This is a genomic window from uncultured Aliiroseovarius sp. (genome assembly GCF_947497285.1).
Classification (GTDB): domain Bacteria; phylum Pseudomonadota; class Alphaproteobacteria; order Rhodobacterales; family Rhodobacteraceae; genus Aliiroseovarius.
In genome coordinates, this window is the sequence record NZ_CANMFT010000001.1 from 393,564 (window position 1) to 419,893 (window position 26,330).

The 26,330-nt window shown below is 59.6% G+C and carries 24 protein-coding genes; 9 read left to right on the top strand and 15 right to left on the bottom strand.

Annotated elements, in window-relative coordinates; translation table 11 throughout:
- Positions 1–38: 38 nt before the first annotated feature.
- A complete protein-coding gene (locus Q0864_RS01860; protein ID WP_298565603.1) occupies positions 39–1,577 on the top strand; it encodes an AAA family ATPase in 1,539 nt (512 codons plus the stop codon).
- Positions 1,570–2,298 (top strand): SDR family oxidoreductase, encoded by a 729-nt coding sequence (locus tag Q0864_RS01865; RefSeq protein WP_298565605.1) that lies wholly within the window; start codon positions 1,570–1,572, stop codon positions 2,296–2,298. The genes Q0864_RS01860 and Q0864_RS01865 overlap by 8 nt, the downstream gene beginning before the upstream one ends.
- An 8-nt stretch (positions 2,299–2,306) precedes the next feature.
- Here the strand turns inward: Q0864_RS01865 and Q0864_RS01870 are convergent, their stop codons facing one another.
- The 14 genes from Q0864_RS01870 to Q0864_RS01935 form a co-directional block, all read right to left on the bottom strand.
- Positions 2,307–3,074: a TIGR02186 family protein gene (locus Q0864_RS01870; RefSeq protein WP_298565607.1), complete on the bottom strand. Its 768-nt coding sequence runs from the start codon at positions 3,072–3,074 to the stop codon at positions 2,307–2,309.
- Entirely contained in the window at positions 3,074–3,991 is a 918-nt protein-coding gene (locus tag Q0864_RS01875) for a sulfite exporter TauE/SafE family protein (protein ID WP_298565609.1), read from the bottom strand. The genes Q0864_RS01870 and Q0864_RS01875 overlap by 1 nt, the downstream gene beginning before the upstream one ends.
- A gap of 69 nt (positions 3,992–4,060) precedes the next feature.
- A complete protein-coding gene (locus Q0864_RS01880; RefSeq protein WP_298565610.1) occupies positions 4,061–4,864 on the bottom strand; it encodes a purine-nucleoside phosphorylase in 804 nt (267 codons plus the stop codon).
- Positions 4,848–5,855 (bottom strand): ABC transporter permease, encoded by a 1,008-nt coding sequence (locus tag Q0864_RS01885; protein WP_298565612.1) that lies wholly within the window; start codon positions 5,853–5,855, stop codon positions 4,848–4,850. Before Q0864_RS01885 ends, Q0864_RS01880 begins: the two co-directional genes overlap by 17 nt.
- A complete protein-coding gene (locus Q0864_RS01890) occupies positions 5,855–6,952 on the bottom strand; it encodes an ABC transporter permease (RefSeq protein ID WP_298565614.1) in 1,098 nt (365 codons plus the stop codon). The genes Q0864_RS01885 and Q0864_RS01890 overlap by 1 nt, the downstream gene beginning before the upstream one ends.
- On the bottom strand, positions 6,952–8,523 hold the full coding sequence (locus Q0864_RS01895) for an ABC transporter ATP-binding protein (RefSeq protein ID WP_298565615.1): 1,572 nt from the start codon (positions 8,521–8,523) through the stop codon (positions 6,952–6,954). Before Q0864_RS01895 ends, Q0864_RS01890 begins: the two co-directional genes overlap by 1 nt.
- Positions 8,524–8,530: 7 nt before the next feature.
- Positions 8,531–9,526 (bottom strand): BMP family ABC transporter substrate-binding protein, encoded by a 996-nt coding sequence (locus Q0864_RS01900; RefSeq protein WP_298565616.1) that lies wholly within the window; start codon positions 9,524–9,526, stop codon positions 8,531–8,533.
- A 177-nt stretch (positions 9,527–9,703) separates the two neighbouring features.
- Positions 9,704–10,126, bottom strand: coding sequence for a GNAT family N-acetyltransferase (locus Q0864_RS01905; protein ID WP_298565618.1), 423 nt, complete (start codon positions 10,124–10,126; stop codon positions 9,704–9,706).
- A gap of 15 nt (positions 10,127–10,141) precedes the next feature.
- Entirely contained in the window at positions 10,142–10,762 is a 621-nt protein-coding gene (tsaB, locus tag Q0864_RS01910) for a tRNA (adenosine(37)-N6)-threonylcarbamoyltransferase complex dimerization subunit type 1 TsaB (protein ID WP_298565620.1), read from the bottom strand.
- A complete protein-coding gene (locus tag Q0864_RS01915) occupies positions 10,752–11,315 on the bottom strand; it encodes a NifU family protein (RefSeq protein ID WP_298565621.1) in 564 nt (187 codons plus the stop codon). The genes tsaB and Q0864_RS01915 overlap by 11 nt, the downstream gene beginning before the upstream one ends.
- 72 nt (positions 11,316–11,387) lie before the next feature.
- Positions 11,388–11,843, bottom strand: a complete 456-nt coding sequence (locus tag Q0864_RS01920; RefSeq protein WP_298565623.1) for a universal stress protein — start codon at positions 11,841–11,843, stop codon at positions 11,388–11,390.
- 58 nt (positions 11,844–11,901) lie between these two features.
- Entirely contained in the window at positions 11,902–12,936 is a 1,035-nt protein-coding gene (locus Q0864_RS01925) for an AbrB family transcriptional regulator (protein ID WP_298565625.1), read from the bottom strand.
- Positions 12,929–13,792 carry a branched-chain amino acid aminotransferase gene (locus Q0864_RS01930; protein WP_298565627.1) on the bottom strand — a complete coding sequence of 288 codons (864 nt, stop codon included), beginning with the start codon at positions 13,790–13,792 and terminating at the stop codon, positions 12,929–12,931. Before Q0864_RS01930 ends, Q0864_RS01925 begins: the two co-directional genes overlap by 8 nt.
- A gap of 91 nt (positions 13,793–13,883) precedes the next feature.
- Complete coding sequence (locus Q0864_RS01935) at positions 13,884–14,321, bottom strand: DUF1489 domain-containing protein (protein ID WP_298565629.1); 438 nt, start codon at positions 14,319–14,321, stop codon at positions 13,884–13,886.
- Between the two features lie 125 nt (positions 14,322–14,446).
- Between Q0864_RS01935 and Q0864_RS01940 the strand changes: the two genes are divergently transcribed.
- The gene (locus Q0864_RS01940) at positions 14,447–16,702 is read left to right on the top strand and encodes an adenosylcobalamin-dependent ribonucleoside-diphosphate reductase (protein WP_298565631.1); all 2,256 of its coding nucleotides are present in this window, start codon (positions 14,447–14,449) and stop codon (positions 16,700–16,702) included.
- A gap of 435 nt (positions 16,703–17,137) precedes the next feature.
- Here Q0864_RS01940 and Q0864_RS01945 read toward each other — a convergent pair whose 3' ends face one another.
- Complete coding sequence (locus Q0864_RS01945; RefSeq protein WP_248363161.1) at positions 17,138–18,040, bottom strand: LysR family transcriptional regulator; 903 nt, start codon at positions 18,038–18,040, stop codon at positions 17,138–17,140.
- A gap of 122 nt (positions 18,041–18,162) precedes the next feature.
- Between Q0864_RS01945 and xdhA the strand changes: the two genes are divergently transcribed.
- From xdhA to Q0864_RS01975, 6 genes are all read left to right on the top strand, one after another.
- A complete protein-coding gene (gene xdhA, locus Q0864_RS01950; protein ID WP_298565632.1) occupies positions 18,163–19,620 on the top strand; it encodes a xanthine dehydrogenase small subunit in 1,458 nt (485 codons plus the stop codon).
- Between the two features lie 14 nt (positions 19,621–19,634).
- The gene (gene xdhB, locus Q0864_RS01955; RefSeq protein WP_298565634.1) at positions 19,635–21,959 is read left to right on the top strand and encodes a xanthine dehydrogenase molybdopterin binding subunit; all 2,325 of its coding nucleotides are present in this window, start codon (positions 19,635–19,637) and stop codon (positions 21,957–21,959) included.
- Between the two features lie 4 nt (positions 21,960–21,963).
- Complete coding sequence (gene xdhC / locus Q0864_RS01960; RefSeq protein ID WP_298565636.1) at positions 21,964–22,857, top strand: xanthine dehydrogenase accessory protein XdhC; 894 nt, start codon at positions 21,964–21,966, stop codon at positions 22,855–22,857.
- Positions 22,850–24,454, top strand: a complete 1,605-nt coding sequence (locus tag Q0864_RS01965; protein ID WP_298565638.1) for a xanthine/uracil/vitamin C permease — start codon at positions 22,850–22,852, stop codon at positions 24,452–24,454. The genes xdhC and Q0864_RS01965 overlap by 8 nt, the downstream gene beginning before the upstream one ends.
- A gap of 72 nt (positions 24,455–24,526) precedes the next feature.
- Positions 24,527–25,828 carry a guanine deaminase gene (gene guaD, locus Q0864_RS01970; RefSeq protein ID WP_298565640.1) on the top strand — a complete coding sequence of 434 codons (1,302 nt, stop codon included), beginning with the start codon at positions 24,527–24,529 and terminating at the stop codon, positions 25,826–25,828.
- Positions 25,825–26,247 (top strand): heme-binding protein, encoded by a 423-nt coding sequence (locus Q0864_RS01975; protein WP_298565642.1) that lies wholly within the window; start codon positions 25,825–25,827, stop codon positions 26,245–26,247. Before guaD ends, Q0864_RS01975 begins: the two co-directional genes overlap by 4 nt.
- The last annotated feature ends 83 nt before the right edge of the window (positions 26,248–26,330 follow it).

The following is a 26,330-nucleotide window of genomic DNA, read 5'->3' on the forward strand; positions in this document are numbered from 1 at the left end:
CGCTGGCGCAGGACCAGAGCGCAGGTTAGGGTCGCGCTATGACCGAACGCGCGCCCCTGACCTACTCTGACGACCAGGCCGAAGCCCATGATCGCGTGGCTGAAATGCTGCGCGGTGCGGGGGTTGATCTGGACGATGCTGTGCTGACGCCGCTTGCGGACGGAAAGGCACAAGTGATGGCTGTCATCGGCAAAGCAGGGTCGGGAAAGACCCTGCTTTTGGCCGAACTCTACAAGGCGTTGCAGGATGCGGGCGTCGAGGTTGTGTCGGGCGACTGGGAAGGCAAGCGCCGCAAGGATCGACGCACTTTGGCCATTCTGGCACCAACCAACAAGGCCGCAAGCGTGCTACGAAACCGTGGCGTGCCGGCGACCACAATTCACCGCATCCTCTACACGCCGGTCTATGACCCGGAATACGAGAAAATAGCGGAATGGCTGGCTGGAAGCGGCGAGCGGCCAACGGTTGAGGGCTTGACCGATGACGCGCTTGACCGCGCGTTTGCGTTTTACCAGACACAGAAATCCATTCCTGGCGCGCTGGCCGCAGCAGGACTGCGCGGATCCGATTTTATCACCGGCTGGAAACGTCGAGATGACCCGCTGGACATCGGCTTTGTCGATGAAAGCTCGATGTTGGATGAAAAGCAGCTGTCCGATCTGCGCGAGATTTTCCCGACGCTCGTGTTGTTCGGGGATCCCGCACAACTGGCCCCGGTCGGCCAATCCGGCGAGATGGTATTTGACAAGCTGGGTGAACGCCGCAAGCTGGAGCTTCACCGCATACACCGGCAAGCGCAGGACAACCCGATCTTGGATCTGGCCCATGCCTTGGCGGATGACACGCTCGACTTTGCGTCATTCGAGCAAATGATCGAGGACGCAGCGCGCGTTGATGATCGTGTCGTGGTGGCTGCACGCGTGAATGCCGACCTGATGGCGCGGTCTCCGGTTTTGGTCTGGCGCAATGTGACCCGTGTGCGGTTGATCAGTGCATTCCGAGGCGCTTTCGGTGCCCCCGAACATTCGCTTCTTCCCGGTGAACCGCTGATCTGCGACGGGATCGAGCTGCCATTGAAGCACCGAAAAAAGCGGATTGATCTAGAAGCGCGTGGTCTAATCAAGGGCGCTCAATGCGTCTATCTTGGGCCGGGAAATCGCGAGGGCTTTTCGCGGCTTCACGTGATCGGTGCCGAAGACCCTCAGGTGTCCGTGGCGTCGATCATCAAGATCGAGATGCCAGACGAGGAAGAGCCGTTCATCCCCTACGCGGCCCGAATGGGCGCCGCGTTTCTTCATGGGGCTGCGGTCACGATCCACAAGGCGCAGGGGTCTCAATGGCCAGAGGTGCAAGTGTTTGCGCCAGATATCTGGGCGGCGTCGCGGGCTGGGCGCACCGAAGCAGGTTTGCCGCTGTGGAAACGTTTGGCCTATGTGGCGATCACCCGCGCGGAAACGCGGCTTCATTGGGTCAAGCGCTACGCCATGGCGCGCCCGCAGGCCGAGCTTTCAACAGCAGACCTGTCGACAAAACCCGCCCCGCTCAACTTGCAGTCCGAAGGAGAAGTCGATGCCTAGCCTTCTGATCACCGGTGCCAGTGCAGGTATTGGCCGTGCCGTGGCCGAAACCTTTCTGGCAGAGGGCTGGACCTTGGGCCTTCTGGCCCGCCGCCGTGAGGCGCTGGAAGAAGTCGCCGCGGGGCATGACCGTGCCATTGTGTTGCCCGCGGACGTGTCGAAGCCACAAGACGTAGACGCCGCGTTTGACAGTTTCACGTCGCAGGCCGGGCGGCTGGACGTGTTGTTCAATAACGCAGGGCTGTTCACCGAAGCGGCTCCGATTGACGAGGTGTCGGTCGAGGATTGGTCGCGTGCCGTGTCGGTCAATTTGACGGGGATGTTCCTGTGCGCGCGTGCCGCCTTTGCCCGGATGCGGTCACAGACGCCGCAAGGTGGACGAATCATCAATAATGGCTCGGTCAGCGCCCATGTTCCGCGGGCGGGGGCCGTGACCTATACCGTCACCAAACATGGTGTCACAGGGCTGACGCGCCAGATCAGCCTGGATGGCCGCCCCTTCGATATCGCGTGCGGTCAGATCGACATTGGCAACGCGCGCACCGAGCTTTTGCAGGGCATTGTCGATGCCTCGGTTCGCGACGGAGTTGCGCCCCCGCCGACGATGGATGTCAGCGATGTCGCGCGGTCGGTTTTGCACATGGCGACTTTGCCGCTTGAAGCGAATGTGCAGTTTATGACGGTCATGGCAACAAAGATGCCCTATATCGGGCGCGGCTAGAAGCGCGCTCAGCTGCGCAGGATCAACCGGAATGCAGCCGAAGCGCCCCAACCTGCGGCGATGGCAATCACCAGAGACAGAAGCCCGTAAATCAGCGGCTGCTCATGGGCGAGGTTGAAGATCCAGCGCTCCAATCCGACCTTCTGCACGTTGATCACCGTCTCATATTGCGATGCAACATAGCCGCCACGGGTCAGAAAAATCCGCGTGCGATAGTCACCTTCGGTCAGGTTGGCCGGCAAGGCAATGCGGGTGTCGAACAGCGTTTCTTCGCGTAGGTTCACGGTGTTTTCCATCAGCGTGTAAAGGCCGTTGTTTTCACGAATGCGAATGAGGGCCGCTGAGAAATCACGCGGGTCTTCATTGGTGAAGGGGTTGTCACTGATGCGGATGGACCGCTCAACAGAAATGAGGTGGCGCAGATCATCCAGAATGGACACGGTTTGTGACAGCGGGGCCGAGGTCGCCACCGCGTAAAAGCTGGGTGCAGCAGCAAGTTCCATTGCGTCGGTGTTGACCCAGATGCCGAACCGTTTCGCCTTGCGGCGCACTGTCACGGGCGATGCTGGCCCTTCAACGACGACGATAACTTGCAGGGGATCACCCTCGGGCGGTGGTTTGTCGCGCTTGACCGCACCAAAGATCAGGATTTCTGACCCGACGAAGGTTGCGGTGATGGACACGCGGTTCTGGCTCAGCCCGGCCACGACCTTTTCCGAGCGGGCGGGCAAGGCCAGCGCGATGAAGAAAAGAAGAAGGGACAAGGTGCGCCGCATCAGTGGCCACCTTTCGCGCCAAGTTCGTAAAGCTCGGCGGGTTGGATCAGCAGGTCGATCGCAAGTTTGCCGCACACAATTAACACCATCAGCGCCAAAAGAACGCGCAGCTGTTCTGCTTTCAGCTTGGTGCCGATGCGCGCGCCGATCTGAGCCCCCACCACGCCACCAACCAGCAGCAAAACGGCCAGCCCCATATCAACGGTGAAGTTGGTCGTCGCGTGCAATAGCGTCGTGAAGGCGGTCACGAAGATGATCTGAAACAGCGATGTGCCAACAACCACCTTGGTGGGCATTCCCAGAAGGTAGATCATTGCAGGCACCATGATGAACCCGCCGCCAACCCCCATGATCGCAGCCAGTATGCCCACCAGAATTCCGACGATGATCGGCGGAATGACCGAGATATAAAGCCCCGATGTGCGGAACTTCATCTTGAAGGGCAGATTGTGAAGCCATGTGTGCTTGCGCCGGGTCGGCACCACAGTGCCACCGCGTGACTGCAGCAAGGCGCGCAGGCTTTCCACGAACATAAGCGAACCGATGACGCCCAAAAACAGCACATAGGACAGCTTCACCAACAGATCGACCTGGCCGATTGCCTTGAGGCTGTTGAACAGTTGCACCCCGAAGGCCGCACCGATCAGGCCACCGACCAGCAAAACACAGCCCATTCGCAGGTCTACGGTCTTGCGTTTTAAGTGCGCGAGCACGCCGGAGAACGAGCTGGCAACGATCTGGTTGGCCTCGGTGGCGACGGCGACGGCTGGCGGAATGCCAATGAAAAACAGCAGTGGCGTCATCAAGAACCCACCGCCCACGCCAAACATGCCCGAAAGAATGCCGACGATTCCACCCAATCCGAGCAGCAGAAACGCATTCACGGATACTTCGGCGATCGGCAGGTAAATCTGCATATTCGAAAGACTTCTGGGCTAAGGGCGTTCCGGGGTGATGTTCTCTATACTTGGCCCATTTGCAGGCTGTTAGTCACGCGTTAAGTAGCGGCGAACCAGTTTTTCCAACTTTTTAGCCCCAAGTGGGGCCATTGCTTTGGTGTGCTCGTGGCTGATGGCCTCGTCCGACATCCCCTGCGCCATATTGGTAATTGTCGAGAACGCACCAACGCGCAATCCAAGAAAACGGGCAAGGATCACCTCTGGCACGGTGGACATACCGACAGCGTCTGCGCCCAGGGTGCGGATCGCCCGGATCTCGGCGGGGGTTTCAAATGATGGCCCGGAATACCACGCATAGACGCCTGCTTTCAGCGGGATGCTTTCGGACGTCGCAATCTTGGCAAAGTCCGCCTGCATCTGAGGATCATAGGCGTCGCCCATCGGAACGAAGCGCGCGTCCGAAGGCTCTCCGATCAGGGGATTGAGGCCCGAGAAATTGATATGATCCGAGATCAGCATCAGGTCTCCGGGTGGGATGTCGTGACGCATGGAGCCAGCCGCATTGGTCAAGATCAGCTTGTCAGCCCCCAAAGCCTTGAGCAATTCAAGCGGAAGACGCATCGCATCCGGCTTTCCGTTCTCATAGTAATGCGAGCGGCCCGCAAAAACCGCGACCCGCGTGTCTTCCAATTGGCCCACCACCAGCTTGGCGCTGTGTCCCGAAACATGTGATTGGGGGAAGCCGTCCAGCCGATCATAGGGGATGGCCACGCCTTCGACCGCTTCGGCCAGATGACCCAGACCTGACCCCAGAACAAGACCAAGCTGGACTGGCTCGGGGCCGGCGACGTCGCGAATTTGAGCGGCCAGTGCCTCAGCGTTCTTTGACATAGGGAACACCGCCTGCTTTTGGACCAACCGCCTTGCCGACAAAACCGGCCAGAATGACAACGGTCAGGATATAGGGCAGGGCTTGCATGAATTGCACCGGGATGACGAACCCGCCAAGGTCGATGCTCTGGTAACGGTTCGCGATGGCTTCCAGCAGGCCAAATAGGAACGTTGCGCCTAAGGCAGGAACCGGTTTCCACTTGGCGAAGATCAGGGCGGCCAGTGCGATAAAGCCGCGGCCAGCGCTCATTTCCTTCACAAAACCAGCGCCCAGACCCGTGGCCAGATAGACGCCCGCCAAACCGCAAAGCGTGCCGGCGATCGCCATCGCGCTATAGCGCAGGCCGATCACCGAAATGCCTGCCGTATCGACGGCCGCAGGGTTTTCACCCACGGCACGCAGTCGCAGACCAAAGCGCGTGCGATACAGGACGAACCACGACAGTGGCACCAGAAGCAGGCCGACATAGACCAAAATGGTGTGGCCCGAGATCAGCTCGGTATAGACCTGTTGAATGGGATTGGCCTGTTCAAGCATTTTCGACAAAGGCAACCCGGCAGCTTCGGCGTCGGCTTTGGTGATCGAGAAGGGCAGGTCGATATTTGTGAAACGGCCCTTGCCAAACAGCGACGGCGTGCGCCCACCAAGTGCGAACCATGCCTCGCCAACCAGAACGGTCAGACCCGAAGCAAGGAAGTTCAGCGCAACGCCGGAAATCAGTTGATTGCCTTGAAAGGTGATCGACGCAACGCCATGCACCGCCGAAAACGCAAGCGATCCAGCAACGCCCGCCAGCAAGCCAAGCCAGACCGAACCGGTCATGGCTGCGACGGCAGCGGCAAAGAAGGCCGACACAAGGATCTTGCCCTCAAGCCCAATGTCAAAGATGCCCGCGCGTTCCGAGAAAAGACCAGCAAGGCAGGCGAACAGAAGCGGTATCGCAAGGCGCAGGCCGCTGTCGAAGATTTGGACAATCGTGAAGAAATCCATCAGCTTGCCCTCCGTTTCGCAGCGGCAATGAAGACGCGTTCAACCGGTTTGCGCACCATGTTGTCCAACGCCCCGGTGAACAAGATCACGAGGCCCTGAATGACAATGACAAGTTCGCGCGGGATCTTCGTCCACAGCGACAATTCGCTGCCGCCTTGATACAGAAAGCCGAACAATAGCGCGGCCAGCAATACGCCGAACGGGTGGTTGCGACCCATCAAAGCCACGGCAATGCCGATGAAACCTGCGCCCTCGACCGAGTTCAGGACGAGGCGCTCAGCCTCGCCCATCGTGTTGTTGATCGACATCATACCCGACAGACCACCCGACAGCAGCATCGCGATCATGGTGATCTTGACGGGCGAGATGCCAGCGTAGACGGAAGCCTCCTGGCTATGCCCGAAGGACCGGATCTCGTACCCCAGTCGTGACCGCCAGATCAGCAGATAGACGACCACGCAAGCCGCAAGGGCGATGAAAAGCGAGACATTCACCGGTGCCGATTTGGAAAAGGCGATGCCAAACGGCGCCAGCATCTCGTGCAGGGTCGGCAAATGTGTCGCGTCGGGGAAGCCTGCGGTTTGCGGGTTCATCTCGCCTTTCGGGCGCAAGATATTCACCAGCATGTAGTTCAGAAGCGATGCGGCGATAAAGTTGAACATAATCGTCGTGATCACCACATGGCTGCCGCGCTTGGCTTGCAGATAGGCCGGGATGGCCGCCCAGGCCGCCCCGAAGACGGCGCCGCCAATCATCGCGAAAAGGATCGCGACGGACCAGTGCGGGAAGGGGATGTAAAGGCAGACAAGCGCCACACCCAACCCGCCGACCATCGCCTGACCTTCGCCGCCGATGTTGAACATTGCCGCTTTGAACGCGATCGAAACGGCAAGACCTGTGAAGATGAAATTGGTGGCGTAATACAGCGTATAGCCCCAGCCATAAGTCGACCCAAGCGCCCCCGAAATCATCATCTGCAGCGCTTTGACAGGGTTTTCCCCGATGGCCAGAATGACCAATCCAGAGAGCACAAAGGCGATCAGCAGGTTCAGGAAGGGGATCAGGGCAACGTCGGCCCATTTTGGCATCTTTTCCATCAGGCTGCGTCCCCTTCTTCGGTGACCCCGGCCATCAGAAGGCCAAGCTCGCGTTCGTCGGTCTTGTCCGGAAGGCGTTCACCCATGATGTGTCCGTCGAACATGACAGCGATCCGGTCGCTGAGCGACAAAATCTCCTCCAGCTCGACCGAGATCAAAAGCACGGCTTTGCCTTGATCGCGCAGGGCGATGATTTGTTGGTGAATGAATTCAATCGCACCGATGTCGACACCGCGCGTGGGTTGACCGACCAACAGTAGGTCGGGGTTGCGTTCGATTTCACGGGCGACGACGATTTTCTGCTGGTTGCCCCCAGAGAAGCTTTTGGCTTCGAGATACGGATTCGGTGGCCGGACATCGAAGCGGTCCATCTTGTCCTGCGCAACCTCGATCATCTTCGCATTATCCATCAGAAATTTGTTTTTCTGATATTCTGGTTCGTGGTGGTAACCAAACACCATGTTCTGCCAAGCAGGGAAATCCATGATCAGCCCATGATCCTGCCGGTCCTCTGGCACATGCGCAATGCCACGCGCGCGTCGGGATCGCCCGTCGGAAAACTTTCCCGTCAGATCAATTGGTTGACCGTTGATGCGAATGTCGCCGGTTGCTGTTGCATAGCCGCCCAGAACCTCGAGCAATTGGGACTGTCCGTTGCCGGATACGCCAGCGATGCCAAGGATCTCGCCCGCCCGCACATGCAACGAAATACCCTTGAGGCGTTCAACCCCATGATCGTCAACCATGTGAAGGTCATCCACCTCAAGCACTTTTTCGCCCGGCTGAGCGGGCACTTTGTCAACCCGTAGCAACACCTTGCGGCCCACCATCAATTCGGCCAAATGCTCGGCGTCCGTGTCTTTCGTCTTGACCGTCGCGGTCATTTCACCGCGCCGCATGACAGAAACGGTGTCAGTGATCTCCATGATCTCGCGCAGCTTGTGGGTGATCAAAACAATCGTCTTACCTTGATCGCGCAACCCGTTGAGAATGCGGAACAGGTGGTCAGCTTCGGCGGGGGTCAGCACGCCGGTCGGCTCGTCCAAGATCAAGATGTCAGCTTCGCGGTAGAGCGCTTTCAAAATCTCGACCCGCTGCAGAACCCCCACGCCCAGATCTTCAATCAGGGCGTCTGGATCGACATGCAGCTCATATTCTTCCGCAAGCGACTTCAGTGACTTGCGTGCCTTTGCCAAGGACGGGCGCAGCATTGCGCCCTCTTCGACTCCAAGGATCACATTTTCAAGCACCGAGAAATTTTCAACCAGTTTGAAGTGCTGGAACACCATCCCGATACCGGCGCGAATGGCGGCCTGGCTGTCAGGGATCTGGGTTTCTTTGCCGTGGATGAAGATCTGCCCTTCATCGGCTTTGTAAAACCCATACAAGATGGACATCAACGTCGATTTGCCCGCGCCGTTTTCGCCGATGATCCCGTGGATCGTCCCCGGCTGCACGGAAATCGAGATGTCCTTGTTCGCCTGCACCGGGCCAAACGCCTTCGAGATGCCGCGAAGTTCGATAGCGGGAGCAACAGACGACTGTTGCTCCCCATTTTTCAGACCAGACATCGCCGGATCAGAAGTTGATGACAGGGCAGCTGTCATCCGACTGATAGTCGTGGACCGCGATCTCGCCTGAGATGATCTTGGCCTTGGCGTCGTCCACGGCGGCCCTCATCTCGTCCGTGACAAGATCGGCGTTGTGCTCGTCCATTGCCAGTCCGACGCCATCATGTGCCAGATCCATGACGCGCATGCCCGGTTTCAGGTTTTCGCCTTCTTTCATCGATTCATAGACGGACACATCGACCCGCTTGACCATCGAGGTCAGAACCTTGCCGGGATGCAGGTAGTTCTGGTTGCTGTCCACACCGATCGACAGGATGCCTTCGTCGGCGGCGGTTTGCAGAACGCCGATGCCGGTGCCGCCTGCTGCGGCATAGATCACGTCAGCGCCTTGGCTGATCTGGGCTTTCGTCAACTCGCCGCCCTTCACCGGGTCATTCCACGCGGTCGGGGTGGTGCCAGTCATGTTCGAAATGATCTTGGCATCTGGGTTTGTCGCCAGAACGCCTTGAGCGTAGCCACAACCAAATTTGCGGATCAGCGGGATGTCCATGCCGCCGATGAAGCCGACCGTGTTCGACTTGGAGGCCATGGCAGCCATGATACCCGCCAGATACGAGCCTTCGTGCTCGGCAAATGCCACATTCAGCACGTTGGGGGCATCAGACCAGCCGTCATTGGCGACGAATGTGGTTTCCGGGAAATCCGGAGCAACCTCAGACAGGGCTGCGGACATGGCAAAGCCCAATGTGACCACAGGGTTAGCACCCGTTTCGGCAAAGCGGCGCAGGGCCTGTTCGCGTTGGGCTTCGGACTGAAGCTCGATCTCAAGATAGCTGCCGCCGGTTTCTTCCGCCCATTTCTGCGCACCATTGAAGCCCGCTTCGTTGAACGATTTGTCGAACTTGCCGCCAAGGTCGAAAATGATCGCCGGCTCGGCCATCACTGCGCCTGCGGTCAGTGCCATTGAAGCAGCGGCACCAAGAAAGGTTTTCATCAGGGTCATTTGAACACTCCCGGTTGTTGTTGCTGGGGCGGCTGGACATCTTGTCCGCCGATTCCCAAATTCTGCGAGCAGATCGCTGACTAGGATCATCCGGGATTTTGGGCAAAGGGCAAGAGCGCGGTCAATATTAAGTTTTCAGCGTCGACCTGAAAACGCCGGAAATTCAGGCGCTTCACGTTAGGGAAAGCGCTTTTCCATCAAGATCGCATCGACGTTTTCTTTCCCGGACCGCGCATAGTATCCCTTGCGACGACCAGATTCGTGCCACCCTGCGCCGGAATACAGCGCACGCGCCTTGGTATTATCCTGCGCAACTTCAAGAAATGCCCGTTTCGCGCCGCGTTCCGTGGCGTTGGCCTCAAATCCGCGCAGAAGGCGCGCGCCCATTCCAGTGCCCCGCGCCGCAGGCAGGACGGCAATCGTCAGAAGCTCGGCCTCATCGGCGACGACACGTCCCATCACGAAGCCCGCGCGATCGGTTACGACAAAGACATGGGGCGAGGCGAGAAGTCCAGCGATCTCGGACGTGGTCCAGCCACGCGCGGGGTGAAACGACGTGGCATGGATATCCGCCAAGGTGTCGGGTGTGGCACCGCGCATGCGAGGGTCTGTTCCTTATGGCAAGATGGTGGGGGCAGGGTCACGGGGTGGAGCAGCATCAGCCGCGCGAACATAAAGCGGGGCAGGGCGCGGCACGGGGCTTTGTGGATCAGCGTGTGAAAATCGCCGGGCAGAAATGCGCGCGATTTTAACGGCAATGTCCGTCACAGCATCGGGGCCGATATGTTGGCCGGGCAGTGCTGTCGCTTCGGTGAGGGGGATCAGAATCGGGGCGTCGTCTTCTGCGTCCAACCCAAGGAATTGGGCATAGACATGATCGCGGCGCGCATCAATCAGGGACCAGACCGGGCGTGGGGCGTCGCCAGCCTGCGCTTCCAGTGACGATACGCCGATTGCCGGCACGTCCAACGACAGGGCTAAACCCCGCGCGGCGGCAACCGATATGCGGATGCCGGTGAAGTTGCCCGGCCCAATCCCGACGCCGATGGCGCTGAGGTCACGCCAGTGGACCCCGCCCTCGGCCAGAACCTCTTCGAGCAATGGCATAAGGCGTTCGGCCTGACCCTTCGCCATGTCTTCGACGCGATGAACGATGATCGTGTCGCCAGACAGCAAAGCGGCCGCGCAATGCGCGGCCGATGTGTCGAAGGAAAGGATCAAAGGATCACGCGGCAACAGGGCGGACCTCGATCACTTCGGGGATATAGTGCTTGAGCAGGTTTTCGATGCCCATCTTCAGCGTCAGCGTCGACGAGGGGCACCCCGCACAGGCGCCTTGCATGTGCAGGTAGACGATGCCGCGATCAAACCCGTGGAATGTTATGTCGCCGCCATCCTGAGCGACGGCGGGACGCACGCGCGTGTCCAGCAGCTCTTTGATCTGCTCGACGATTTCGCCATCTTCGCCAGTGTGTTCCGCATGACCTGCCGGGGCCGTGGCTTCGCCTGCCATGATGGGTTGACCGGACTGAAAATGTTCCATGATCGCGCCAAGAATTGCTGGCTTGATGTGATCCCAGTCGATGTCTTCGCCCTTGGTGACGGTGACAAAGTCACCACCAAAGAAAACACCTGTGACGCCCTGCACTTTGAAAATGCGTTCGGCCAAAGGAGAGCTGCCAGCCGTGTCGGCCGACGGGAAGTCAGCTGTGCCTGTGCCCAGCACAGCCTGTCCGGGAAGGAATTTCAGTGTGGCGGGGTTCGGTGTTGATTCGGTCTGGATAAACATGTTGGCGCACCTTTTTTGTCAGGTTTGATATGGGCCTCGGCGCGCGTGAAGTCAAGGTGGTCAAAAGGTCGCTCAGGTGATCGCTTCCAGCCGTTCCTTGGTCATGTTGCCCGGCACGATGGTGATCGGGATCGGCAGGTCGGCCGAGGAACGTGTAAGCTGGGTGACAAGCGGTCCGGGGCCATGTTTGCCTTCGCCGGCCCCAAGCACCAGCACGCCGATTTCCTTGTCCTCGCGCACCTGAGACAGGATTTCAGGCACGGGTTCGCCTTCGCGGATGACAAGTTCGGGGTCGATGCCCTGACGGTCACGCATCCATTTTGCGAACACCTCGAAATGCACGGTGATCCGTTCACGCGCTTCTTCGCGCATCAGGGCGCCGACGCCGATCCAGTGATTGAACTCATCTGGTGGTATGATCGACAGAACTTCGACCCCGCCCCCGGTATTGGCTGCCCGCATCGCGGCAAAGCGCATGGCATTCAGGCATTCATGGCTGTCATCAAGGATAACAAGGAACTTGCGCATGTTGGACCTCCCAAAACGGGGCCAGTCTGCATCAGGGGCGAAAGGCTGTCTATGGTTTTCAACGCGGCACGCGCCGGGCAATTCGGGCGGCATAGGCGGTGATCAGGATCGCCAGAAGGACCAACCGACCCACATGAGCAGCGGCGACGAAACTGGGGTCAGCGCCCATCGCCACCCCGACAATGATCATGGTTTCCAGCCCGCCGGGGGCAAACCCGACAAGCAGATCCAGCATCGGAAGGCCGGACAGATAGGCCGCTGGAATGGCAACCGCGGCGGCCATCAGCCCGGTCAATGCGACGACGATCCCGCCGGCCGCCACGTTTCGTTTCAGGTCGCGCCATGTGACGCCTGAAAACCGGGTGCCGATCAGGCATCCCATCATCACCAGCACCACCTGGCTGACCCATGGGGGCAGGTTGCCATCGACCGCCCCGGTCAGGTGAAACGCTGCGGCGGCAATCATCGCGGCCAGCAAAACCGGCGCAGGCAGGCGCGCGCGGATCAGCAGCGGCGTCAGGGCCAGTGCGACGGCCAGTTCGGCGCCCAGCATCAGCCACGGTGCCGTGGCGCGGCCAACCGGTAGGCCGGGACCAAGGTCGATCCCCGACAGGCGCGCGGCCAGTGGCACGAACAGGCTGAGCGCCAGAACACGGAACGAGGCGAGGATCGCGGGGCGTGCGACCGGAATACCCAGGCTGTCGGACAGGGAGACGACGAGGCTCAGATGGCCGGGGGCGGCCGACAAAAAAGCCTCGTCCCGGTCAAACCCCATCGTGCGCGTCAGCACCCAGCGTCCGGCAAATGGCGTTGCGAGGGTGAGCGCGGCGAGCATTGAAAAGGCAACGGGCCAGCGCAGCACCGCCTCAATGCTGGTGGGGGTGACCATCGACCCAACTGTGATCCCCACCAGAATGAAGATTACGTTGCGCAGCGGTGGGGCAATGTCGGTGTCCATCCCGCGCAAGCTGGCAATTGCAACCACCAGAGCGGGCCCGACCAACAGCCCCATCGGCATGTTGATCGCCCAGGCAATCGCCGCACCAACGGACCCGACACACAGTGTCAGAACCGTACGAAGCGGCTCACGCATTGGAATGTGCCCAGTCCCAATACAATTCGCGCACTCGTTGCGTCATTGGGCCGGAGTTATACATGGTGCCGTCAAACTCGCTGACCGGTGTGACCTTCATCATGTTGCCGGACAGGAAAACCTCGTCAGCGCGGTGAAAGTCATCGAAGGTCAATACCGCTTCATGCACCTTTATCCCGTCCGCGCGCATATTGGCGATGTGACGCGCACGGGTGATGCCTGCAAGGAAACAGCCATTTGCGATGGGTGTGAACACCTCTTTGTCGCGCACCATGAACACGTTGGCAGATGACGTTTCCGCCACATTCCCCAGCGCGTCGGCGACCAGCGCGTTGCCGTATCCCTTTGCGCGTGCTTCGGCCAGCATCCGCGCGTTGTTTGGGTAAAGGCACCCGGCCTTGGCGTTGACCACCGCGTCCTCCATCACCGGACGGCGAAAGCGGGTGGTCGTCAGCGTGGTCGAGGCCGTCTTCGGCGCCATCGGGATTTCTTCAAGCGAGACGGCGAAGCCCGTAGCGCCCTCTTTCGGCACGATCCCCAGATCGCCCCCTTCCAGTGCCCAATACATGGGCCGGATATAAACGGCGGCGTCCTTGGGATAGGCGGCCAGCCCTTCCTTGACGATCTCGACCATGTCGGCGGAGGAGACTGTGGGCGTGATCATCAGGGCTTCGGCTGATCGGTTCACCCGCGCGCAATGTGGCTGAAGGTCCGGGTGGATGCCTTCGAAATACCGCGCCCCATCAAAAACGGTCGTGCCAAGCCAAGCGCCATGGTCGGCAGCATTCATGACCGGAATGTCGCCCGCGTGCCATGTACCGTTGAAATAGGTGCGAATGTTGGTGCCGGTCGCCATCGGGGCCTCCTTCAATTTCAAGCAGACAGTATCAGGCAAAAGACCGGTGTCCAGACCCGTTGCGCGGCGTGCTGGGCGGCGTGCTGGGCGGTCAGCGGATGCCAATATCGGCCAGCGCCGCGGCCAGTTCGTTGGGCAAGGGAGTGTCGTCGCTGTGGGTGCTTTCGGTCGACAAGTCGCGCGGCGCATCTGCTGGCGCAAGGTAACGCCAGCCCTGAAAGGCGCGGCGCGGCTGGCTTTCGGTGCGCACGATTTTTGGGTCAAGCACGATACCGCAGCGGCGAATTCCGTCGTCGCCGATCACCTCTTCCAGCCGCACAATGCGCTGTCGGGCAAGGACAAGCCCTTTGAAAACCCAGTATAGCGATCCACCGGCCAGCAGCATTTCCTCACGCTTGGGCCACATCCGCGTGACATGGCGCGGATTTGGCTGACCGCCTGTCCCCATACGGGCGGCCTGCCATGTCTCAAGGTCTTCGACCCGCTCGGCACCGACGCAGAGTTTTACAAGATTTATGGTGTCAACCAAAGCAGCACCCCAGATGTTGTGGTTAGCTTGCCACTTTACGCCGAATCTCGTCCTTTGGCAATTGACCTTCCCCGACCTGATCGCCTAGTCTGAAAGGCCTTCCAACACGCACAGGAATCGCCCGAATGAGCCGCTTTGCTGCCCCTATCGCCGAACAAATCTGGGACATGAAATACCGTCTGAAAACGGCCAAAGGCACGCCGGTAGACAAAACGGTCGAGGATACGTGGCGCCGGATTGCCCGGTCGCTGGCCGAGGCTGAACCAGCGCAGGAAGACGCGTTTTATAGCGCGCTGGAAGATTTCAAATTCCTGCCCGCAGGCCGGATCACCGCGGGCGCAGGGACAGGGCGGGCGGTGACGCTGTTCAACTGCTTTGTCATGGGAACGATCCCCGACAGCATGGGCGGCATTTTCGATATGTTGAAAGAGGCCGCGCTGACCATGCAGCAGGGCGGGGGGATCGGCTATGACTTCTCCACCATCCGCCCGCGTGGCGCGGATGTGAAGGGCGTGGCGGCCGATGCCTCTGGCCCGCTCAGCTTCATGGATGTGTGGGACGCCATGTGCCGCACCATCATGTCGGCAGGCTCGCGTCGCGGTGCGATGATGGCCACGATGCGCTGTGATCACCCCGACATTGAGGACTTCATCACCGCGAAATCCGACGCCGCACGGCTGCGTATGTTCAACATGTCGGTATTGGTCACGGATGACTTCATGCAGGCCGTCAAAGACGACGCCAGCTGGGATCTGAAATTCGAAGACACCATTTACCACACCGTCGAAGCGCGCGATCTTTGGAACAAGATCATGAAGGCGACCTATGATTACGCCGAGCCGGGCGTGATCTTCATCGACCGCATCAACCAGATGAACAACCTCGCCTATTGCGAGACAATCGCCGCCACAAACCCGTGCGGGGAACAGCCCCTGCCGCCCTATGGCGCGTGCCTGCTAGGCTCGATCAACCTTGCGCGGCTGGTTGCGGACCCGTTCGAGGACGCGGCCCACTTGGACGGCGACGCGCTGACCGAACTGGTCGCGACCGCTGTGCGGATGATGGACAACGTGGTCGATGCCAGCCGCTTCCCGTTGGAAGCACAGCGGCAGGAAGCCCAAGCCAAACGCCGGATCGGCCTTGGTGTGACCGGGCTGGCCGACGCGTTGTTGATGCTGGGTCTGCGCTACGGTTCGGACGAGGCCGCCGCCCAGACCGAAGCATGGATGAAGCAGATCGCACGGGCGGCTTATCTGGCGTCAGTGGAACTGGCGAAAGAGAAGGGACCGTTCCCGCTGTTTGACGCAGAAAAATATCTCGCGTCCGGTTCGCTGACCCATATGGACGACGACGTGCGCGATGCGATCCGTGAACACGGCATTCGCAATGCGCTGCTGACGTCCATTGCCCCCACCGGCACGATTAGCCTCTATGCGGGCAATGTGTCGTCGGGGATCGAGCCGGTCTTTGCCTATGCCTACACCCGCAAAGTGCTGCAAAAAGATGGCTCGCGGACGGAAGAAGAGGTCGTGGACTACGCCGTTCAAATGTGGCGCGACAAGTTTGGTGACAAGGAACTGCCCGACTATTTCGTGAACGCCCAAACGCTGGAGCCTTTGGCGCATGTGAAGATGCAGGCTGCCGCGCAGAAATGGATCGATAGCTCGATCTCGAAAACCATCAACTGCCCGGAAGATATCAGTTTTGAGGCGTTCAAAACGGTCTATATGGAAGCATGGGACAGCGGCTGCAAAGGTTGCACGACCTATCGACCGAACGAGGTGACGGGGTCGGTCCTGTCCGTATCTGAGGACAGCGAGAATGCGCCCGAGGCCGACACCGGCGCGGATGTCGTCTATATCTCCGAGCCGCTCGACCGCCCGCAATCTCTGGAGGGTCATACCTACAAGGTCAAATGGCCTGACAGCGAGCACGCGATCTATATCACCGTGAACGATCTGGTGTTGAACGGTCACCGCCGCCCGTTCGAGGTGTTCATCAACTCGAAGAATATGGAGCATTTCGCCTGGACGGTTGCGTTGACGCGCATGATCTCGGCGGTGTTCCGGCGCGGTGGCGATGTGAGCTTTGTCGTCGAAGAACTGAAAGCGGTTTTCGACCCGCGCGGCGGCGCGTGGATGGAAGGGAAATACATCCCCTCAATCCTCGCAGCCATCGGTGGCGTGATCGAACGTCACATGGTTCTGACAGGGTTCATCGAAGGCGAGGGGATGGGCTTGAAAACCGACCCCCACGCCGAGGTCGTCAACCTTGGCAACGCCCCACGCGGCCCGGCCTGCCCAAGCTGTGGGCAATATGACATGCGGATGATCGAAGGCTGCATGACCTGTGCGTCTTGTGGCCATTCCAAGTGCGGCTAGGTCAGATCGAGCGTCAGGTGGAGGCTCCCATAGTCTTGCCAATTTGACTCCAGGGATTGCCATTTTTGGTCCAATAGGTTTGCCATTGGTCATTTTTACTTGCCGAAACGCGAAATGATGGCTGGCCGAAGGGATCTCGGGGCTAAGAGTTGGGCGCAGAAAGAATGGCGCATTGGTATACGGCAAATACCCAGTTTGGGTATGAAAACATCATCACTTTCTGCATCAGACGTATCGCTAGTTCCGACGACATCGCAACAAGAGCGGCGAAATTGGAGAAGACTACGTATTGGAATGAGGTCGAACCGTCGCAACATGGGCGGACACCTTACGTTCGCCGCAATGTAGTCCACGGTCAGCATCGCGGGGCAAACCTGCCATTTGAGCCAGCGTTTGCCGGGTCTGCTTGCGACCGATAGGAGACCTATTCGCAGTTTATGTCAGGGACAGCTTCTCACGGCAGCGCTCAAGCAAGAAATCAATGAAAAGGCGAACTTTGTTGTCCTGCAATCGCCGGTGCGGATAGAGGCATCCGAACATCGCGGGTTCTGGCGGCGTTTCAGGGAGCACTTCGACGAGGTCCCCGCTTTGGAGGTGGGAGATGACATCGAAACGCGGCTTGTTGATGATACCACGCCCGGCACAGGCCCATGCCGTCAGCACATCACCGTCATCGGAATCGTAACTGCCCGAGACGTCCATCCGCTTAGGGCCTTCAGATGTCGACAACGTCCAGAACCATTCGGGCGATCGTGGGTAACGCAAGAGCAGGCAATTGTGGCGCGTCAAATCATCGGGTGTCTGCGGCACACCGTGTTTTTCAAGATAGGACGGCGCGGCACAAAGGATCCGCGGCGTGTCCATAATCTTGCGCAGCTTCAGGTTCGAATCCGGCGGCCGGCCAATGAACAGCGCCACATCAAGGCCGTCCTCCAACAGATCCACCTTGCGGTCTGACAGGCGCAGCCGCACCGACACATCCGGATACATATCGACAAATTCGGGAATGATCGGTGCGACCAATCGCTTTCCGACGCCAAGGGGCGCTGTCACCTGCACGGTGCCGTGCGGTGTTTGGGAATAGCCGGAAATCGCGGCCTCGGCGTCTTCCAAGGTTTGCACAACCTGGCGGGCGTGATCGTAGAATGTTTGGCCGACGTCCGTGGGGGACAGCTTTCGGGTCGTACGGTTGAACAGACGCACATCCAACCGTCGTTCAAGCTCTTTGATACGTTTGCTCGCGACCGCCGGTGTCAGTCGCAGGTCGCGCCCACCGGCTGTGATACTGCCAAGCTCGACCACTCTCACGAATACTCTCAGGCTTTCAAGATAGGGCACGGGAACCTCTGATTATCTACGAATCGTTGAAAGAGCGTAGCTGAATGCGCCGTATTTCGGGATAGTTAAGTGAGTCATAGTTGCTGAGATCGCAGATTCCCGACTGCGGCAAGGGAGGAATTATGACAACCAGATCCGAAATACGCTTCGTGCTGAACGACCGCGACGTGACATTGGACACCGTGAGCGCAAGTGACACCTTGCTTGATTTCCTGCGGATTGATCGCCGCCTGACCGGCACCAAGGAAGGCTGCGCCGAGGGCGATTGCGGCGCGTGCACGGTTCTGGTGGGACGGTTGCAAAATGGCGTGCTGCGCTATGAGCCGGTGAATGCCTGCATCCGGCTGACAGCGTCGCTCGATGCTTGCCATGTTGTCTCCGTTGAATATCTGTCCGGTCCGAACGGGAAGCTGCATCCCGTCCAACAGGCGATGGTGGATCATCACGGCAGCCAGTGCGGCTTCTGCACGCCGGGCTTCGTCATGTCGCTTTATGCGCTTTGGATGGGGAACCCCGAACCGTCCGAGACCGAGATTGAAACCGCGCTTCAAGGCAACTTGTGCCGCTGCACGGGTTACGAGCCGATCATCAAAGCAGCGAAGGCCGTGACCGCCCACGGCAGCCCAGCCGATGACGCGCTGACACTGGAACGGGCGGCAATGACCGCCAAGCTTGCGCAGTTGCGCGATGGCAAACGGGTTGAAGTGTCAAGCGGTGGCAGCCGCTGTATCTTGCCCGCTTCTGTAGATGATCTGGCGGAAGTTCTGCTGGAAACCCCTGACGCGACGATCATCGCAGGGGCGACCGATGTGGGTCTTTGGGTGACGAAGTTCCTGCGCGATATCTCTCCCGTCGTGTTCCTGAGCCATCTGGACGAGCTGCGCCAACTCGACGTCACAGAGGACGAGATCAAAATCGGCGCGGGTGTAAGCTATACCGACAGCCGGACGGCGATGTCTGACGACTACCCGCACCTTGCCGCGTTCTGGGACCGGATCGCGGGTTGGCAAATCCGCAGCATGGGGTCGATCGGCGGCAATATCGCCAACGGATCGCCCATCGGCGACACGCCACCGGTTCTGATCGCCCTTGGTGCATCTATCACGCTGCGCAAAGGTGGCGTCCGCCGAACCATCCCGATCGAGGACTTCTTCATCGACTACGGCAAGCAGGACATCTCTAAGGGCGAGTTTCTGGAAAGCATCAGCGTCCCACGCCCCGCCAAGGACACCATTCACGCGGCCTACAAGATATCCAAACGTCGCGACGAAGATATCTCGTCCGTCTGTGCGGCATTCAACGTCACCGTCGAGGGCGGCACAATCACCGCCGCGCGGATCGCATTCGGCGGTATGGCCGCGACCCCCAAGCGGGCCGCACACGCGGAAGCGGCGCTAGTCGGCGCAGCATGGAGCGAGGCTGCGCTGATCGCAGCCGCCCAGCGGCTTGGCGACGATTTCAGCCCGCTCAGCGACTGGCGCGCATCGTCCGATTACCGCCTGCAAGTGTCCAAGAACCTGTTCCGCAAATTCTGGCTGGACCAGCAAAGCGACGCCACCACCAACCGCCTCAGCGCGTAAGGGAGAGATTTGCTATGAATGTTCAAAAATCTGCGAATGCCCCGATCAAGGGTGGCGTGAACACCGATCTGCGCCATGACAGCGCCATCAAACACGTCACAGGCCGCGCTGAATACTGCGATGATATCGCAGAACCCATCGGAACCCTGCATGCCTATCTGGGGCTTTCCACCAAGGCCCATGCGCTGCTGCGCGACGTGGATCTGAGCGCCGTGCGCGCTGCCCCCGGCGTTGTCGGCGTGCTGACGGCAGACGATATTCCGGGCGTCAACGACGTCTCCCCGACAGGGCGCAATGACGAGCCGATCTTCGCCACTGAGAAGGTCGAGTTCTGGGGGCAGCCGATGTTCGCCGTCGTGGCCGAGACACGCGATGCGGCCCGCCGTGCGGCCAAGCTGGCGCAGATCACCTACGAAGACCTGCCCCACGCGCTGGATCCCGAAGCCGCGCAAGAGGCCGGCATGGGGTATGTGACCCCGCCGTTGACGCTCAAACGGGGCGAGGCCGAAAGCGCGATGAGCAAGGCGGCCCACCGTATCACGGGCAAGCTGCGTGTTGGCGGGCAGGATCACATGTATCTTGAAGGCCATATCGCGTTTGCCATTCCCGGCGAAGATGACGACGTCATCGTTCACTCCTCCACGCAGCACCCGTCGGAAGCGCAGCACATGGTGGCGCATGTTCTGGGTGTGCCGTCGAATGCCGTGACCATCAACGTGCGTCGCATGGGGGGCGGGTTCGGGGGCAAGGAAACCCAGATGAACCTGTTCTGTTCGGTAGCCGCCGTGGCGGCGAAAAAATGGAACCGCGCCGTGAAAATCCGCCCGGATCGCGACGACGATATGTCAGCGACCGGCAAGCGCCATGACTTCGTGATCGACTACGAAGTGGGCTTCGACGACGACGGTGTGATCGAAGCTGTGACCGGAGATTTTGCGGCGCGCTGCGGGTTTTCGTCCGACCTGTCAGGCCCGGTAACCGACCGCGCGCTGTTTCATGCTGATAACGCCTATTACTACCCGAACGTCCTGCTGAATTCGCACCCGATGAAGACCAACACCGTGTCCAACACCGCCTTTCGCGGCTTTGGCGGACCGCAGGGCGTGATTGCGGCCGAACGGATCATGGAAGAGATCGCCTATCACCGCGGGCTGGACAGCCTTGAGGTGCGCAAGCGCAATTTCTACGGCGACAATGGGCGCGATGTGACGCCCTATCACCAGACCGTTGAAGACAATATCGCGCCGCGCATCTGTCAGGAGCTGGAAGACAGCGCCGATTACCGCGCCCGCCGTCAGGCCATTCTTGAGTGGAACGCAAAAGGTGGCACGATCCGTAAGGGGATCGCGCTGACCCCGGTGAAGTTCGGGATTTCGTTTACGGCCACCTGGTACAATCAGGCCGGAGCATTGCTGCACATCTATTCGGATGGGTCGGTGCATCTGAACCATGGCGGCACGGAAATGGGTCAGGGTCTGAACACCAAGATCGCGCAGATCGTGGCCGATGAGCTTCAGGTGGATTTTGACATGATCAAGATCACCAAGACGACAACGGAAAAAGTGCCGAACACCTCCGCGACGGCGGCCTCATCAGGGTCTGACCTGAACGGGATGGCCGCGCGGGACGCGGCACGGCAGATCAAGGAACGACTGGTGGCGTTTGCGGCCGAGCATTGGAAAACCGATGCCGATGCCGTGCGTTTCCTCCCCAATGCGGTTCAGGTGGGCGATGAGATCATGTCCTCCCGTGATTTCATCAAGCAGGCCTATATGGCCCGTGTCCACCTGTCCGCAGCAGGGTTTTACAAGACACCTAAGATCCATTGGGATCGCGAAACGGGGCAGGGCCGTCCGTTCTACTATTACGCATACGGTGCCGCATGTTCTGAAGTCTCCGTTGACACGTTGACGGGCGAATACCGCGTCGAACGCACCGATATTCTGCATGATGTCGGCAAATCCCTGAATCCGATCCTTGATGTCGGTCAGGTTGAGGGTGCGTTCATTCAGGGCATGGGGTGGCTCACCACAGAAGAGCTGTGGTGGGACGCTCAGGGCCAGCTGCGCACCCATGCGCCGTCGACTTACAAGATCCCGCTGGCGTCGGATCGTCCGCGCATCTTCAACACGAACCTAGCGGCGTGGTCCGAGAACAAGGAACACACCATCAAGCGGTCCAAGGCCGTGGGTGAGCCGCCGTTCATGCTTGGCATTTCGGTGTTCGAGGCCTTGTCGCACGCGGTCGCCAGTATCGCCGATTACCGTGAATGCCCCCGTCTGGATGCGCCTGCCACGCCAGAGCGTGTGTTGATGGCGGTCGAGCGTTTGAAGGGCTGATACCATGACCCTCGCCGACTTCCTGTCAACACCCGAAGACGTCGTCCACATCCGCCTGACGGATGTGCGCGGGTCATCGCCGCGTGACGCAGGCGCGCAGATGTTTGTCAGCGCCGATGGCCTGCACGGGACAATCGGTGGCGGACAACTGGAGTATATGGCCATCGACAAGGCCCGCGCGATGTTGCGTGCCGGGCATTTGGCGGAAGATATGGACGTGCCATTGGGGCCGGAGATCGGTCAGTGTTGCGGGGGCCGGGTCGCCGTCACATTGCACCAGATGACAGTCGCGGATCGACTGGCAGAGTGCGGGGCTGAGATGCGCGATATTGCTCAGCGCCCGCATGTCTACATCCTCGGCGCGGGTCATGTCGGGCGCGCGTTGGCGCGTTTCTTTCAGTTCTTGCCTGTGCAATGCATTCTGATTGACGCGCGGCACGAAGAGCTATCCCTGTGTGATGCGAAGGTCGAGACGCGCCTATCTGCAATGGCAGAGGCGGACATACGCTGCGCCCCGCCGAACAGTGCCTTCATCGTGCTGACCCATGATCACGCGCTTGATTTCCTGCTGACATCCGAGGCGCTGGACCGAGGCGACGCGGCCTATGTCGGCCTGATCGGGTCCGCGACGAAACGGGCCAAGTTCTCGCGCTTTCACGCCTCCAATTCAGTCACGAAAGACACCTGCAATCTCACCTGCCCCATCGGTCCGACACAAAGCGCCGACAAGCGCCCCGAGGTCATCGCGGCCTTCGTTGTGGCAGAAGTCATGACACGGCTGACCGGTCCGGCACCGCGCCCGACGTCGCCATCACACCAACAGAACCAAACTCCGCAAAGATCGTCTGAGAAGGGCGGCGCGGAGCAATACCAATGGGAGGAAACCCGAAATGTCTGATACAGTCTTCAGCTACAAGTTATTCAACAGGAACGATTTTAACGCGTTCTGGGCCTTGTTCACCGACAACCTTGTCAATCTTCTGATCCTGTCCGGGATCTGTCAGTTCGTCTTTCAGATGCCAGCCGAAATCGTCTTTGGCCGTATTGTGCCGGGTGCTGCGGTTGCGATCCTTGCGGGTGTGGTCGTTTACACATTGATGGCCAGATGGGTCGCCAACAGGCAGGGCAAAGACGTAACGGCGCTGCCCTACGGTATCTCGACCCCCGTCATGTTCGTTTACCTGTTCGGCGTCATCGGCCCGATCTACTGGGCGACGGGCGATTCCCTGCTGGCCTGGCAGGTCGGCATTGGCGCAGGCTTCATGGGCGGCATCGTCGCAGCGTTCGGTGCAATCGTTGGCCCGTTCCTGAAACGGATCACGCCGCGCGCGGGTATGCTGGGCACGCTGTGCGGTATCGCCTTGGTGTTCATCGGGTCGGTTCCGCTGGCCACGATCTTTGAACATCCCCTGATCGGCTTTACGTCGCTGTTGTTCATCCTGTGGGGTCTGATCGGTCGCTTCCGCCTGCCGGGCAATCTGCCTGCCGGTCTGGTGGCGATTGGGGTCGGCACGCTCATCGCGATTTTCCTTGGTCAGTCGTCTTTCAACACCGACGGCATCGGTTTTTACGCGCCCATTCCCTATTTCGGGGACATGCTCATCGGTATTCAATATCTGTTTGCCAATCCCGAGTTGTTCCTCGTTCTGATCCCGGTGCAGATCTACAACTTCATTGAAACGATGAATAACGTAGAATCCGCCGAAGCCGCGGGCGACAGCTATCCGGTTGCCGTCTGTCAGGTGACAGACGGTGCGGGCACAATGATCGGCGCGTTGTTCGGCTCGCCTTTCCCGACAACAGTCTATATCGGCCACCCAGCCTACAAGCGGATGGATGCACGCGCTGGATATATCATCGGCGTGGCCCTTGTCATTGCGGCTGCGGCGTTCCTTGGCTTCCTGTCGTTCCTCGCCGGGTTGATCCCGATTGCAGCAGCAGCCCCTGTTCTGGTGTTCGTGGCCGTGAGCCTGATCACCAACACCGGTTACGCGGTGAAACCTGCGCACATGGCGGCTGTCGCATTTGCGATCTTGCCCCATATCTCGAACTTCCTGATCACCAAGTGGGGGTCGTTGATGAACGCTCTGCGCAACACAGGTGTCGAAGGCCTGCCCGGTTTGGGCGATGGCGAGTTGACGGCGGCGCTGCTCATGGAAGGGGCCCATTACGAAGGCCACCTTGCCTTGTCGCAAGGCGCGATCATCACCGGACTTGTCTGGGGCGCTATTGCGGCGGATGTGATCGACGGGCGGTTCAAGCAGGCAGGCGGGTTCGCAATCGCAGCGGCTGTGATGTCATCGATCGGGATTATCCACAGTTACACCTTGCAGATGCCGCAATTTGACGGTGTCACGATCGGCTACCTGATTATCGGCGCGTTCATGCTGATCTATCCGATGGTTGCGCCCAAGGAAGACCTTGAGCATCGCATCATCGTTTCTGACGAGCCTGACCTCGTGGACGATGATAGCCCGGCGCTCGACGTCGCTTGATTGCACAATCTGACGAGGCGGCCGCGACAAGGCCGTCTCGTTCACCTCCACCCCCACGAAAGAAGCTCTCCTATGTCCGATACCCTTCTGCGCGGTCGCCTTTTGACGTTTCATCAGGAGCCGTTGGGTCCTGACGATACAGACGCCTATAGCTACATCGAAGATGGGGCTGTGTTGATCCGGGACGGCATGATTGTCGCCTCGGGCAACTATGATGAGGTTGCCGTCACATCCGATGGTGCCAAGATTACAGACCACCGCCCCCATTTGCTGATGGCCGGGTTTATCGACACGCATATCCACTTCCCGCAGGTGCAGATCGTCGCCAGTTGGGGCAGTCAATTGCTGGACTGGCTGAATGGTTACACCTTTCCCGCCGAGGCAGAATACGCCAACGCCCAACACGCCCGCGCCATGGCGGGGCGGTTTTGCGATTTGTTGACAGATCATGGCACGACGACCGCCGTCGCGTTCTGTTCGGTCCATGCCTCATCCGCCGAAGCGTTGTTTTCGGAAGCCCAAGACCGCAACATGCGGATGATTGCCGGCAAAACCATGATGGACCGCAACGCGCCCGACGCGATTTTGGACACTGCGCAAATGGGTTATGACGACAGCAAGGCACTTATTGCAAAGTGGCACGGCAGGGGCCGCGCCTCCTATGCAATTACGCCGCGCTTTGCGATCACCTCGACCCCCGAGCAACTTGAGATGTCTGGCGCATTGGCCAACGAGCATCCCGAGTGTTACATCCAGACGCACCTGTCCGAGAACCACGACGAGATTGCCTATACGGCCACGCTGTATCCGGATGCCCGCGACTACCTTGATGTTTACGAAGGCAACGGACTGCTTGGCCCGCGCACCTTGTTGGGACATGCCATTCACCTCAAGGACCGCGAAATCGGCGCGATGGCCGACACCGGTGCCCATCCGGTGTTCTGTCCGACGTCCAACCTCTTCCTCGGGAGCGGGCTGTTCGATGACGCGGGCTTGCGCGCGCGAGGCATCCAAAGCGGGATCGCCACGGATATCGGGGCAGGGACCAGCTATTCGATGCTACAGACGCTGAATGAAGGCTATAAAATCCTTCAACTCCAAGATCAGAAATTGCACACGCTCCGCGCCTTTCACTGGATCACCCGCGGCAACGCAGAAGTCTTGGGGATGGCCGACAAGATCGGCACCCTTGATGCGGGAACAGAAGCCGACATCGTCGTCATTAACGTACGCGCGACCGCAGCAATGGACGTGCGAATGGACCGGGCCGAAAGCCTGTCGGACGAATTGTTCGTCGTTCAAATGATGGGCGATGACCGCGCAATTGCGCAAACCTACGTTGCTGGCGTGCCGCAAAAGAAGGAAACGACATGATCTCAGTTACCCGACTTGATATCGCAGATGCCGACGTCCTTATCGAAGGTGCGGTGGCACAGGCGAAGGCGATCGGCGTGCCGATGTGTATCGCGATCACCGATGAGGCGGGCCTGTTGATCGCCTTTTGCAGGATGGACGGCGGCAAAGTGACGTCGACGACCATCGCAATCGACAAGGCGTTCACCGCTGCGGGTGCCAAGAAAGCGACGCATGAATACGGGATCGCCAGCCAACCGGGCGCACCCGCTTATGGGATCGGGTCCGCCATCGGCGGTCGGTTGATGGTTGTCGGCGGCGGCCTTCCCGTCATTGTTGACGGCCATGTCGTCGGGGGGATCGGGGTCAGTTCAGGCACGCCAGATCAAGATAGAGCCGTCGCACAGGCAGGAATTGACGCCTTCCTCAATCAGATTTGAGCGACTTGGAGAGCCATTGATCTGTCAGGGATCCAATTGGGTCGGTTTAATCGAACCACACATTGAAACCTGTCTACTGCGAC